Consider the following 13,331-nt stretch of genomic DNA (forward strand, 5'->3'; position numbering starts at 1 on the left):
CCCCCTTCGGCCGTGTCTTTTTTGGCATCTGATACCGCAATGCACATTTTTGAATCTTTGCCGGGCGGCCGTGACCTGGGTCGAGCGCTCATGGCCGTGGTTTGGCTGGTGTTGGCGACCGCCAGCCCCTGGTCTGTTTCTCAGGCGGCCGAGGTGGATCGGGGCGGTCAGCAGCCTCAGGCGACGACGGGTGCCTCAGGGGCAGCAGGCCCGAGGGCCTCAGCGGCCGCACCTGCCACGCCCGCAACACCTCAGGCGGGGCCTGCGCCACGCCGTTGGGTGGCGGTGCCGCGGGTGATCGGGCGCATCACATCCCAAGACTTGGGGCTGATCATCAACACGGACGACCCGTATTCTGTCCAGGTGGGCGAGTACTACGCGCGTGCCCGCCGCATTCCCGAGCAGCACATCCTGCGCGTCAGCCTGCCCATCAAGTCGGCGCTGACCCCTTCGGAGTTCGAGGACTTCAACAAGCGCATCCAGGCTTTCTATGGCGACCGGGTGCAAGGCCTGGCCTTGGCCTGGCGCATGCCGTACGGGGTGGATTGCCAGAGCATCACCGGTGCGCTGGCCATGGGTTACGACTCCAAGTTGTGCGCGGCCAATTGCGGCCCCGCGCGGCCTTCGACCTACTTTGGCAGCGCCTCGTCGCGCCCGCTCAAGGACCACGGCATGCGCCTGGGCATGTTGCTGGCCGCACGGGATTTCGAAGCCGCCAAGGCCCTGATCGACCGCGGTGTGAAGTCCGACGGCAGCCTGGGTTTGCGCGGCGCCTTGCCCGTCACGGCCCACTTCGTCATCACCTCAGACAGCGTGCGCAGCGTGCGGCAACTCTTCTACCCGCCGCCCACACAGGTCGCCCGCCTGGGCGTGGACGTGCAGATCGACCGCACCGACGCGCTCAAGAATGTCGACCGGGTGCTGCTCTACATGACCGGCAAGGCCAACATCGACTGGCTGGACACGGTGAATTTCGTGCCAGGCGCCCTGGCCGATCACCTGACCTCGTTCGGCGGCATCTTCGACAAGCCGCATGGGCAGATGACCGCCCTGGCCTGGATCCACGCGGGTGCGACGGCCAGTTACGGCACCGTGAGCGAGCCCTGCGCGCATTGGCAGAAGTTCCCCCACCCGCAGGCGCTGCTGTTGTTCTACGCCCAGGGCGCCACCGCGTTGGAGGCCTACTGGAAGAGCGTGCTGTGGCCGGCCCAGGGCGTGTTCGTGGGGGAGCCGTTGGCGGCGCCTTTCGCCCGTGATCCACGTGAGACGCGTGAGCCTGTGCGAGAGCCGCCTGCCGACGCGCCCCGCGAGGTGCCGAAAGAGCCGGCCAAAGATGCGCCAAAAGACCCGCTCAAAGAGCCCCCCAAAGATGTGCCCGCCGAGTTGGCGCGCAGCGAGATCCTGCGCGGCATGTCGATGAAGTGAGTTTCAGCGCAGCCAGCCCCAGCGCAGCTGCTGCGCCATCCATCCCTTGCGCAGCGGCGTCAGCAGGATGCGCTGGTGCAGCACCGTCTCCCCCGATGCGTGCACGGCATCGGCCAGCGCCAGCGACGCGTGCGCCAGGTACACCAGAGGCCGAAGGGCGCGGCGATCGGCCGAGGGCAGGGCGTGGACCTCTGCCAGCGCCTGGGTCAGGGTGGCGCGCGCACGCTGGTGCAGCGCGGCCAGCAGCGCGGCCCAACCCGCCGGCATCGGCTTCTCGGGGCGGCTGAGCTGGTGGGCGCGCACGTCGTGTGCCTGCAACCAGTCGATGCCCACCATCACCCAGCCCGCACGGGCGTCCTGACCCAGCCGGGCCAGCATGTGGGCCTGCCGCAGGCCCTGGCCCAGGGTGCGCGCCGCTATGATCGCCGCATCGCTGTGCGCGCCGAGCAGGTGGGCCGCCACGGAGCAGGCGTTGCCGGTGGTCTGCAGCGCGTGGCGTTGCAGGCTGGCCTCGTCCATCCAGCGCGTTTGCTGCGTCAACTGCGTCAGGCCGTCCAGCTGTTGCTGCCACCAGGCCCAGGGCAGGGTGGCCGTGTCGTCGGTGGGCAGGGCCAGCCACTCGCGCATCAGCGGGTGGCGAGCGCGGCCTTGGGCCACTTCGGCCAGTTCCTGTCGCCACCAGCCGAGCTTGGTTTCGGCCACGCCGGGGTCTTGCACGCTCAAGGGGATGCGGCTGACTTCGTGCCACCAGCGCAGCCACAGCGCGAGGGCAGGGCGGCGCGGCGCAGGCACCAAGGCCAGGGCCAGGGCCAGGCTGCTGCCGGCCACTGGGACGTGGCCCCGGGCTTTCGCAGGGTGTTCCGGGTGATCGGGCTGGCCTGCAGTTGCTGGTGGGACGCCAGACGGGGCGCCGGTTGACGTTGGCGCGGACGGGGGCGAGGTGGGCATGGCGGGCGTTGGGTTCACAGGCGAGCAAGAGACGGCGAGCAGGGCGCCAAGGCGACATTGTCTCAACAGACGAATTGACAGATCGGCGACAGCCTGCCTACATTACTGACCCGCGGGTCAGTGAACAAGGCCCTCACCCATCCGCCGACAACAATGAACACACTGCGCTGGCCCCCGGTTGCCCTGATTTTCTCCTTGGTCGCTGCCTCGATGCTGGTGGCTTGCAGCAAGCCTGCCGAGGCTCCGCCTGTGGTGCGCTCGGTGCGCACGCTGGTGCTGGCCGAATCCGCTGGCGCCCTCAGCCGCGAATTCGCCGCCGAGGTGCGTGCCCGCACGGAGTCCCGCCTCGGTTTCCGCGTCGGCGGCAAGGTGACGCGCCGTCTGGTGGAGCTGGGCCAGCACGTGCAGGCCGGCCAGGCCCTGGTGCAGCTCGACCCGCAAGACCTCAAGCTCGGCGAAGACGTCGCCCGCGCCGGTCTCGCCACAGCCGAAGCGCAGGCCGCCCAGGCGGCGGCCGACTTGCGCCGTTTCAAGGAATTGCGCGCCCAGGGCTTCATCAGCGAGGCCGAACTGGAGCGTCACAGCACCAACGAGCGCGCCGCCCAGGCCGCCCTGCGCCAGGCCCGCGCGCAAACCGGCGTGCAGGCCAACCAGGCCAGCTATGCCGTGCTGACGGCCACCGCCGCTGGCGTCATCACCTCGGTCGATGTCGAACCTGGCCAGGTCGTGGCCGCGGGCCTGCCCGTGCTCACCCTGGCCCACGATGGCGCCCGCGACGTTGTGTTTGCCGTGCCCGAAGACCTCGGCGCCGTGGTGCGACCGCTGGCCGGCAAGCCGGGGGCTGTGCAGGTGCGCCGCTGGGGCGCTGCCGATTGGCTGAACGCCGCCGTGCGCGAAGTCGCCGCGGCCACCGACCCGGTCACCCGCACTTACCTGGCCAAGGCCGATGTGTCCGGCACGGCCTTCGCCACTTTCGAGCTCGGCCAGACGGCGTCCGTGCAGATGCGCGTGCCCACCCGCGTGGCCGTGGGCCTGCAGCTGCCGCTGCCCGCGGTGGTGGAGCGCGATGGCAAGTCCGTGGTCTGGGTGCTCGACCCCGCCAGCATGACCGTTCAGCCGCAACCGGTTGTCACGACCGATGTGCTGGGCAACGTCGTGCAGATCGCCCGCGGGCTGAAGGCCGGCCAGGAAGTGGTCACGGCCGGGGCCCACGTGCTGCAGCCAGGACAGAAAGTCCGCCGCTTCCAGGAAGCCGCCGCTGCGGCGTCCGCCCCCCGTTCCTGATCCCGTTCGCGGATCCCCACCCGATCACGTCAGGAGCAGGCGGTGCACAACCCCGACCCCCATTCGCCATCCGATGAGGCCGCATCGCCTCGCGCGAAGCACTTCAACATCTCCCGCTGGGCCCTTGAGCACCCCGCGCTGACGCGCTACCTGATGGTGGTGCTGATGCTGCTGGGCGTGGCCTCTTATTTCCAGCTGGGGCAGGACGAGGACCCTCCCTTCGCCTTCCGCGTGATGGTGGTGCGTGCCTACTGGCCCGGCACCACGGCGCAGGAGATGGCCGAGCAGGTCACCGACAAGATCGAGCGCACCTTGCAGGAGGTGCCCAATGCCGACCGCATCCAGTCCTACACCAAGCCGGGCGAGTCCTTCTCTCTGATGGTGGTGAAAGACTACTCCACGCCCAAGGAGATCCCCAACCTCTGGTACCAGGTGCGCAAGAAGATCGGTGACATGCGCGCCACCTTGCCCCAGGGCGTGATCGGGCCTTTCTTCAACGACGAGTTCGGCGATGTCTATGGCTCCATCTACGCCTTGTCGGCCGATGGCTTCAGCGAAGAAGAACTGCGCCAGTTCGCCGAGAGGACCCGCTCCGACATGCTGCGCGTGCCCGGTGTGGCCAAGGTCGAGCTCTTCGGCGTCCAGCCAGAGAAGGTGTACGTGGAGATCCCCCAGCGTCGCCTGGCCCAGCTCGGCATCGACATGCCGCAGGTGGTGGCGCAGCTGAACGCGCAGAACGCCGTGGAGGGCGCCGGCGTGTTCAGCAACGAACGCAGCACCGTCCAGATGCGCGTCAACGGGGCCTTCAATGCGGTCGAGCAACTGCGCGCGCTGCCCATCCGCACGGTCAACCCGGCCAATGGCCAGGCCCGCAGCCTCAAGCTGGGCGACATCGCCACCATCCGCCGCGCCTACCAGGACCCGCCCACCACCAAGGTGCGCCACCAGGGCAAGCAGGTGATCGCGATGGGCATTTCCATGGCCAAGGGCGGCGACATCATCCAGCTGGGCAAGAACCTCACCCAGGCTTCGGACGCCATCCGTGCCGAGCTGCCCGCGGGCATCGAACTGGATCAGATCCAGAACCAGCCCGAGGCGGTGTCTCGCTCGGTGGGTGAGTTCGTGAAAGTGCTGCTCGAAGCCGTGGTCGTGGTGCTCGCCGTGAGCTTCGTCAGCCTGGGCCTGCACACCAAGCCGCTGCGCCTGGACGTGTGGCCCGGCCTGGTCGTGGCCATCACCATCCCGCTGGTGCTGGCAGTGACCTTCCTGGTCATGTACTACGCCGATGTGGGCCTGCACAAAATCTCGCTCGGCGCGCTGATCATCGCGCTCGGCCTGCTGGTGGACGACGCCATCATCGCCGTCGAAATGATGGTCCACAAGCTGGAAGAGGGCTACGACAAGGTCAGCGCGGCCACCGCCGCCTACGACCTCACGGCCATGCCCATGCTCACGGGTACGCTCATCACCGCGGCGGGCTTCCTGCCCATCGGCATGGCGCGTTCGGCCACCGGCGAGTACACCTACGCCATCTTCGCCGTCACGGCCGCGGCCTTGCTGATCTCCTGGCTGGTGTCCGTCTATTTCGTGCCTTACCTTGGCTTGCTGCTGTTGCGCACGCGCCCCAAGGTGAGCAAAGACGCGCCTCATGGCGGTGCAGCGCATGCGACGGACATCTACGACACGCCCTTCTACAACCGCTTCAAGGCCCTGGTGGGCTGGTGCGTGGCCCACCGCTGGGCCACCATCGGCCTGACCCTGCTGGCCTTGGTGCTCGGCGTGGTCGGCATGGGCAAGGTGCAGCAGCAGTTCTTCCCGGACTCCAGCCGCCCTGAAATCATCGTGGACCTCTGGCAGCCCGAGGGCACCAGCTTCTACGCCACGGAAGACGTGGCCAAGCGCTTCGAGGCCCGCATGATGAAGGAGCCCGGCGTCAAGACCGTGAGCACCTGGGTGGGCACCGGCCTGCCGCGTTTCTACCTGCCGATGGACCAGATCTTCCCGCAGAGCAACGTCAGCCAGGTCGTGCTGCTGCCCGACAGCACCGAGGCCCGCGAGCGCCTGCGCAAGGCCTTGCCCGCGCTGATGGCCGCCGAGTTCCCGGAAGTGCGGGCCCGCGTCAAGCTGCTGCCCAACGGGCCGCCCGTGCCCTACCCGGTGCAGTTCCGCATCGTGGGCGATGACGTCGAAACGCTGCGCAAGATCGCGTCCGAGGCCAAGGCGCTGATGCGCACCAACCCCGACATGCTGGGCGTCAACGACAACTGGAACGAGTACATCCGCGCCATCCGCCTGTCGGTGGACCAGGACAAGGCCCGCGCCCTGGGCGTGAGCTCGCAGTCCATCGCGCAGGCCAGCCGCATCCTGACCTCCGGGGCGACCGTGGCGCAGTACCGCGAGGCCGACCGCCTCATCGACATCGACTTCCGCACGCCCCAGTCCGAGCGCCAGACCCTGGAGGCCCTGGACAACGCCTATGTGCCCACGGCCTCGGGCAAGATGATCCCGGTGCTGCAGGTGGCCAAGCCCAAGCTGGTCTGGGAGCCGGGCGTGCTGTGGCGCGAGGGGCGCCACTTTGCGGTCACTGTGCAAGGCGATGTGCGCGAAGGCGTGCAAGGTCCCACCGTCAGCCAGGCGCTGTGGCCGCAGATGCAGGCGCTGCAGGCCAAGCTGCCGTCGGGCTACCGCATCCAGCTGGCGGGCACCGCCGAGGAAAGCACCAAAGGCCAGGGCTCCATTTTCGCCAACGTGCCGGTGATGCTCTTCATCATCTTCACCTTGCTGATGTTGCAGCTGCAGAGCTTCTCGCGCGCCATGCTGGTCTTCCTGACCGGTCCCATGGGCATCGCGGGCGTGGCGATGGCGCTGCTGGCCCTGGACCGCCCCTTCGGCTTCGTGGCCCTGCTCGGCGTGATCGCCCTGATGGGCATGATCATGCGCAATTCGGTCATCCTGATCGACCAGATCGAGCAGGACCGCACCCGCGGCGTGCCCGCGTGGGATGCCGTCATCGGCGCGGCCGTGCGGCGGTTCCGTCCCATCGTGCTGACAGCCGCCGCTGCCGTGCTGGCCATGATCCCGCTGAGCCGCAGCGTGTTCTGGGGCCCGATGGCCGTGGCCATCATGGGCGGTCTGGTCGTCGCCACGGCGCTGACCCTGCTGGCGCTGCCGGCGATGTACGCGGCCTGGTTCCGCGTCCGCCGGCCCTGAGTTGGCGCTGCCGCGGCGGTTTGGCGACTTTGCCGCGGTAGAATCTCGGGTTACGACCGAATCAGCCAGTTCGGCGGCCATGGACGGGCAAACACCGCCCATCAGGTCGCCGGGCTTTTTTCAGTCTGCTGCGCGGGTGGCGAAATTGGTAGACGCACCAGGTTTAGGTCCTGACGCCAGCGATGGTGTGGGGGTTCGAGTCCCCCCCCGCGCACCACAGACGCGTTTTTGTTATCACCATTTCTGAGAGTTCACATCATGGCGATCACCGTGGAGACCCTCGACAAGCTGGAGCGCCGCATCACGCTGTCGCTGGCAGCTGACGTCCTCAAGAACGAAGTCGATGCCCGCCTCAAGAAGCTGGCCCGCACCACCAAGGCCGACGGCTTCCGCCCCGGCAAGGTGCCCTTGAACGTCGTCGCCCAGCGTTACGGCTATTCCGTCCAGTACGAAGTCATCAACGACAAGGTCGGCCAGGCATTTGCCGAAGCCGCCCAGCAAGCGCAACTGCGCGTTGCCGGTCAGCCCCGCATTTCCGAAAAGGAAGGCGAGCCCACCGACGGCCAACTGCAGTTCGACGCCGTGTTCGAGGTCTATCCCGAAGTCAGCATCGCTGACCTGTCGGGCGCCGAAATCGAGCGCGTCACCGCCGAAGTCAACGACGCGGCCATCGACCGCACCATCGACATCCTGCGCAAGCAGCGCCGCACCTTCGCCCAGCGTCCTGCTGCCGAAGGCGCTGTCGACGGCGACCGCGTCACCATCGACTTCGAAGGCAAGATCGACGGCGTGCCCTTCGAGGGCGGCAAGGCCGAAGGCTTCCAGTTCCTGGTCGGCGAAGGCCAGATGCTCGAAGCCTTCGAGAAGGCCGTGCGCGGCATGAAGACCGGCGACTCCAAGACCTTCCCGCTGGCCTTCCCCGAGGACTACCACGGCAAGGACGTGGCCGGCAAGGAAGCCGACTTCCTGGTCACCGTCAAGAAGGTCGAGCAGCAGAACCTGCCCGAGCTGACCGAGGACTTCGTCAAGTCCCTGGGTCTGGCCGACGGCGCCGTCGAATCCCTGCGTGCCGACGTCAAGCGCAACCTGGAGCGCGAGGTCAAGTTCCGCGTGGCCGCCCGCAACAAGGCTGCCGCCATGGAAGCCCTGCTGAAGCTGGTCGATTTCGACCTGCCCCAGTCGCTCGTGGCCGCCGAAGGCGACCGCCTGCTGGAAGGCGCCCGTGCCGACCTGAAGGCCCGTGGCATCCCCGACGCCGACAAGGCCCCGATCCCCGCCGAGATGTTCAAGCCCCAGGCCGAGCGCCGCGTGCGCCTGGGCCTGACCGTGGCCGAGCTGGTCAAGGCCAACAACCTGCAGGCCAAGCCCGAGCAGCTGCAAGCCCACATCCAGGAACTGGCCCAGAGCTACGAACAGCCCGCCCAAGTGGTGGCCTGGTACATGAGCGACCGCCAGCGCATGGCCGAAGTCGAAGCCGTGGTCATCGAAGGCAACGTCGCCGATTTCGTGCTGTCCAAGGCCAAGGTCACCGACAAGGTGATGGGTTTTGAAGAGCTGATGGGCCAACAAGCCGCTGCTTGATCTGAGCTTGTCTCGATTTCTTGCCTCCACTTTGACGCCGATTTGATCGGCGCCTGGCGGCAAAATCGACGGCAGCCCCGAGGCACCTGCATTCCCGAGTGGATGCCGGTGCCTTTTGTTTTGTGCAACCGTCCCCAGATGCTGAGAGCGTGCGCCATGGTGGGTTCTACCGCTGTGCGCGCAAACAACGGAAAGACGACGTCCGTGGACTGCCGCTTTTTCCAGCCTTCGACGTGGCCGGATCGCACGTCATAATGAATTCATCCTGATCCATTCGATTTCGCCACAAGGACGCACATGAGCGCACTGGACATCCAAAACCTGGGCATGGTGCCCATGGTCATCGAACAATCGGGTCGCGGTGAGCGCGCCTACGACATCTACAGCCGCCTGCTGCGCGAGCGCGTGATCTTCCTGGTCGGCCCGGTGAACGACGCCACGGCCAACCTCGTGGTTGCCCAGATGCTCTTCCTGGAGAGCGAGAACCCCGACAAGGACATCTCGTTCTACATCAACTCGCCGGGCGGCAGCGTCAGCGCGGGCATGTCGATCTTCGACACGATGAACTTCATCAAGCCCGACGTCTCCACGCTGTGCATGGGCATGGCCGCCTCCATGGGCGCCTTCCTGCTGTCGGCCGGTGCCAAGGGCAAGCGTTTCGCGCTGCCCAACAGCAAGATCATGATCCACCAGCCGCTGGGCGGCACACAGGGCCAGGCCACGGACATCGAAATCCATGCCCGCGAGATCCTGAAAACCCGCGAACAGCTCAACAAAATCCTGGCCGAACGCTCTGGCCAGCCGCTGGACAAGATCCAGAACGACACCGAGCGCGACTACTACATGACGGCCGAAGAGGCCGCCACCTACGGACTCATCGACAAGGTGCTGGAAAAGCGCGCCTGACGGCGAGCGTGGCGCCGCCGGCGCTATGATCTTTCCACACCTTGCCGACACCCTGACAGGCCGCACCATGCCCGAGAAAAAAGGCTCTTCCAGCGAAAAAATCCTCTACTGCTCTTTCTGTGGAAAGAGCCAGCATGAGGTCAAGAAACTCATCGCCGGCCCGTCCGTTTTCATTTGCGACGAGTGCATCGAGCTGTGCAACGACATCATCCGTGACGAGGTCGCGGCCGAGTCGGAGCAGGCCAAGCCCTCGCGCGGCGACCTGCCCACCCCGGCTGAGATCAAGTCCAGCCTGGACCAGTACGTCATCGGCCAGGACACGGCCAAGCGCACGCTGTCGGTGGCGGTCTACAACCACTACAAGCGCCTCAAGCACATGGGCGCTGGCGAAGGCAAGAAGGGCGAAGTCGAGCTCTCCAAGTCCAACATCCTGCTGATCGGCCCCACGGGCTCCGGCAAGACGCTGCTCGCGCAGACCCTGGCCCGCCTGCTGAACGTGCCTTTCGTGATCGCCGATGCCACCACGCTGACCGAAGCCGGCTACGTGGGCGAAGACGTCGAAAACATCATCCAGAAGCTGCTGCAGAACTGCAATTACGAGGTCGAGAAGGCCCAGCGAGGCATCGTCTACATCGACGAAATCGACAAGATCTCGCGCAAGTCCGACAACCCGTCCATCACGCGCGACGTGTCGGGCGAGGGCGTGCAGCAGGCCCTGCTCAAGCTCATCGAAGGCACGATGGCCTCGGTGCCCCCGCAAGGCGGCCGCAAGCACCCGAACCAGGACTTCCTGCAGATCGACACGACCAACATCCTGTTCATTTGCGGCGGTGCTTTCGATGGCCTGGAAAAGGTCATCCAGAACCGCTCGGTCAAATCCGGCATCGGCTTCGGTGCCGAGGTGCAGAGCAAGGAAGATCGCAAGGTCGGCGAGGTCTTCCGCGAGGTCGAGCCCGAGGACATCATCAAGTTCGGCCTCATCCCCGAACTGGTGGGCCGCCTGCCGGTCGTGGCCACGCTGGGCGAGCTGACGGAAGACGCCCTCGTGCGCATCCTGACCGAGCCCAAGAACGCGCTGATCAAGCAATACGGTCAGCTGCTGAACATGGACGGCGTCGAGCTGGAAATCCGGCCGGCCGCCCTGGGTGCCATCGCCCGCAAGGCGCTGGCGCGCAAGACCGGTGCCCGTGGCCTGCGCTCCATCCTGGAGCAATCGCTGCTGGACACCATGTTTGAACTTCCCACTCAGGAGGGCGTGCAGAAAGTCGTGCTGGACGAATCCACCATCGAAGAAAACGCCAAGCCATTGCTGGTGTACCGGGAACAGGCCAAGGCCAGTGCCTGAGCGCTGTTGACGCGCTCTGTGGGGCACCGCTGAGAGGTATCACGGTGCCCTTGTGTTTCTCCCCTGAGGCCCCACGTGGTCTTCAGAGAAAGTGAGCCCAAAATGTCTGGACACCCCATTCTTCCTTCCCATCCCATCACCCTGCCGCTGCTGCCGCTGCGTGATGTCGTGGTCTTCCCGCACATGGTGATCCCGCTGTTCGTGGGGCGCCCCAAGTCCATCAAGGCCCTGGAATCCGCCATGGAGTCCGGTCGCCAGATCATGCTCGTGGCCCAGAAGGCCGCCGGCAAGGACGAGCCCAAGGCGGAGGACATGTTCGACATCGGCTGCGTCTCCAGCATCCTGCAGATGCTGAAGCTGCCCGACGGCACCGTGAAAGTGCTGGTCGAAGGCGTGCAGCGCGCCAACACGCAATCCATCGACGACAGCGGTGAGTTCTTCACCTCGGTGTCCGTGCCCGTCCAGCCTGAAGGCGACGTCACGCCCGAGGTCGAGGCCCTGCGCCGCGCCGTGACGCAGCAGTTCGACCAGTACGTCAAGCTCAACAAGAAGATCCCGCCCGAGATCCTCACCTCGATCTCCGGCATCGACGATGCGGGCCGCCTGGCCGACACCATCGCCGCCCACCTGCCGCTCAAGCTCGAAGCCAAGCAGGCTGTGCTGGACCTGTTCTCGGTCTCGGCCCGCCTGGAAAAGCTGCTCGAACTGCTGGAGCACGAAGTTGACATCCTGCAGGTCGAGAAGCGCATCCGTGGCCGCGTCAAGCGCCAGATGGAGAAGTCCCAGCGCGAGTACTACCTCAACGAGCAGGTCAAGGCCATCCAGAAGGAGCTCGGCGAAGGCGAGGAGGGCGCTGACCTCGAAGAAATCGCCAAGAAGATCGAGTCGGCCCGCATGCCCAAAGAGGCGCGCAAGAAGGTCGATGCCGAGTTCAAGAAGCTCAAGCTGATGTCACCGATGTCGGCCGAAGCCACGGTGGTGCGCAACTACATCGAGACCCTGGTCAACCTGCCCTGGAGCAAGAAGTCCAAGGTCAAGCACGACCTGGCCCTGGCCGAGGAAGTGCTCAACGAAGAGCACTACGGCCTCGACAAGGTCAAGGAACGCATCCTTGAGTACCTTGCTGTCCAGCAACGCGTGGACAAGGTCAAGGCGCCCATCCTGTGCCTGGTCGGCCCCCCTGGCGTCGGCAAGACCTCGCTGGGCCAGTCCATCGCCCGTGCCACCGGACGCAAGTTCGTGCGCATGGCCTTGGGCGGTGTGCGCGACGAAGCCGAGATCCGCGGTCACCGCCGCACCTACATCGGCTCCATGCCGGGCAAGGTGCTGCAGAGCCTGTCCAAGGTCGGCGTGCGCAACCCGCTGTTCCTGCTGGACGAGATCGACAAACTCGGCATGGACTTCCGCGGCGACCCGTCTTCGGCGCTGCTGGAGGTGCTTGACCCCGAGCAGAACCACACCTTCGGTGACCACTACATCGAGGTCGATTTCGACCTGTCCGATGTGATGTTCGTGGCCACGTCGAACTCGCTGAACATCCCGCCGGCGCTGCTGGACCGGATGGAAGTGATCCGCCTGGCCGGCTACACCGAAGACGAGAAGGTGCACATCGTTCAAACCTACCTGCTGCCCAAGCAGATCAAGAACAACGGCGTGAAGGACGGTGAGCTGGAAATCGCTGAAAGCGCCATCCGCGGCATCATCCGTTACTACACCCGCGAGGCCGGCGTGCGCTCGCTGGAACGCGAAGTCTCCAAGATCTGCCGCAAGACGATCAAGGGCATCGCGCTCAAGCAGTTCACCGACAAGGTCGTGGTGACCGACGAGAACCTCAATGACTTCCTGGGCGTGCGCAAGTACAGCTACGGCGAAGCCACCAAGGAAAACCAGGTCGGTCAGGTCGTGGGTCTGGCGTGGACGGAAGTGGGCGGCGATTTGCTGACCATCGAAGCCGCGGTCATGCCGGGCAAGGGCAACATCATCCGCACCGGCCAGCTGGGCGACGTGATGAAGGAGTCGGTCGAGGCCGCCCGTTCGGTGGTGCGTTCACGCGCACGCCGCCTGGGCATCACCGATGACATGTTCGAGAAGCGCGACATCCACATCCACGTGCCCGACGGTGCCACGCCCAAGGACGGCCCGAGCGCGGGCGCGGCCATGACGACGGCCTTCGTGTCGGCGCTCACGGGCATCCCGGTGCGTGCGGACGTGGCCATGACGGGCGAGATCACGCTGCGCGGCGAGGTCACGGCCATCGGGGGGTTGAAGGAGAAGCTGTTGGCGGCTCACCGTGGCGGCATCAAGACGGTGCTGATCCCGGAGGAGAACGTCAAGGACCTCGCCGAGATCCCCGAGAACGTGAAGGGCCAGATCGAGATCGTGCCGGTCAAGTGGATCGACAAGGTGCTCGAAGTGGCGCTGGAGCGTCAGCCACAGGCTCTGCCCGATGAGGAGCCCAAAGTCGAGGCCAAGCCAGAAGCCGCAGCGGCCACACCTGCGGCTGCCACGGGCCCTGCGGAGTTGCTCAAGCACTGAGGCAAGGCAGCTTCGGCTGTTGGGGGATGTGGTTCGGACGTTGCCAGCATGATGCGTTCGGACCACACCGCCAAAAAAATTGGCGGTCACTTGACCT

The 13,331-nt window shown here is 66.0% G+C and carries 8 protein-coding genes and 1 tRNA gene; 8 read left to right on the forward strand and 1 reads right to left on the reverse strand.

What is annotated here, in order from left to right:
• The first annotated feature begins 294 nt into the window (after nt 1-294).
• Nucleotides 295-1,425 carry a TIGR03790 family protein gene (locus tag EV672_RS11595; RefSeq protein ID WP_243738647.1) on the forward strand — a complete coding sequence of 377 codons (1,131 nt, stop codon included), beginning with the start codon at nt 295-297 and terminating at the stop codon, nt 1,423-1,425.
• A 3-nt stretch (nt 1,426-1,428) separates the two neighbouring features.
• Here EV672_RS11595 and EV672_RS11600 read toward each other — a convergent pair whose 3' ends face one another.
• Nucleotides 1,429-2,373, reverse strand: a complete 945-nt coding sequence (locus EV672_RS11600; RefSeq protein WP_133609367.1) for a squalene/phytoene synthase family protein — start codon at nt 2,371-2,373, stop codon at nt 1,429-1,431.
• Between the two features lie 195 nt (nt 2,374-2,568).
• Between EV672_RS11600 and EV672_RS11605 the strand changes: the two genes are divergently transcribed.
• From EV672_RS11605 to lon, 7 genes are all read left to right on the forward strand, one after another.
• Nucleotides 2,569-3,657 (forward strand): efflux RND transporter periplasmic adaptor subunit, encoded by a 1,089-nt coding sequence (locus EV672_RS11605; protein ID WP_243738648.1) that lies wholly within the window; start codon nt 2,569-2,571, stop codon nt 3,655-3,657.
• A 42-nt stretch (nt 3,658-3,699) separates the two neighbouring features.
• A complete protein-coding gene (locus EV672_RS11610; protein WP_243738649.1) occupies nt 3,700-6,867 on the forward strand; it encodes an efflux RND transporter permease subunit in 3,168 nt (1,055 codons plus the stop codon).
• Between the two features lie 130 nt (nt 6,868-6,997).
• Nucleotides 6,998-7,084 (forward strand) — tRNA-Leu (locus EV672_RS11615).
• Nucleotides 7,085-7,125: 41 nt separating this feature from the next.
• The gene (tig, locus tag EV672_RS11620) at nt 7,126-8,448 is read left to right on the forward strand and encodes a trigger factor (RefSeq protein WP_133609371.1); all 1,323 of its coding nucleotides are present in this window, start codon (nt 7,126-7,128) and stop codon (nt 8,446-8,448) included.
• Nucleotides 8,449-8,745: 297 nt separating this feature from the next.
• Nucleotides 8,746-9,354, forward strand: a complete 609-nt coding sequence (gene clpP / locus EV672_RS11625) for an ATP-dependent Clp endopeptidase proteolytic subunit ClpP (RefSeq protein WP_133609373.1) — start codon at nt 8,746-8,748, stop codon at nt 9,352-9,354.
• 67 nt (nt 9,355-9,421) lie between these two features.
• Nucleotides 9,422-10,699 carry an ATP-dependent Clp protease ATP-binding subunit ClpX gene (gene clpX, locus EV672_RS11630; protein WP_133609375.1) on the forward strand — a complete coding sequence of 426 codons (1,278 nt, stop codon included), beginning with the start codon at nt 9,422-9,424 and terminating at the stop codon, nt 10,697-10,699.
• A 102-nt stretch (nt 10,700-10,801) separates the two neighbouring features.
• Nucleotides 10,802-13,234: an endopeptidase La gene (gene lon / locus EV672_RS11635; protein ID WP_133609377.1), complete on the forward strand. Its 2,433-nt coding sequence runs from the start codon at nt 10,802-10,804 to the stop codon at nt 13,232-13,234.
• The last annotated feature ends 97 nt before the right edge of the window (nt 13,235-13,331 follow it).

The sequence above is a fragment of the Aquabacterium commune genome (assembly GCF_004362855.1).
GTDB lineage: Bacteria > Pseudomonadota > Gammaproteobacteria > Burkholderiales > Burkholderiaceae_C > Aquabacterium > Aquabacterium commune.

What these genes read in the sequence shown, in the direction of transcription:
- tig (WP_133609371.1), top strand. Translation starts at nt 7,126, where the DNA reads ATGGCGATCACCGTGGAGACCCTCGACAAGCTGGAGCGCCGCATCACG.
- lon (WP_133609377.1), top strand. Translation starts at nt 10,802, where the DNA reads ATGTCTGGACACCCCATTCTTCCTTCCCATCCCATCACCCTGCCGCTG.
- EV672_RS11600 (WP_133609367.1), bottom strand. Translation starts at nt 2,373, where the DNA reads ATGCCCACCTCGCCCCCGTCCGCGCCAACGTCAACCGGCGCCCCGTCT.
- clpX (WP_133609375.1), top strand. Translation starts at nt 9,422, where the DNA reads ATGCCCGAGAAAAAAGGCTCTTCCAGCGAAAAAATCCTCTACTGCTCT.
- clpP (WP_133609373.1), top strand. Translation starts at nt 8,746, where the DNA reads ATGAGCGCACTGGACATCCAAAACCTGGGCATGGTGCCCATGGTCATC.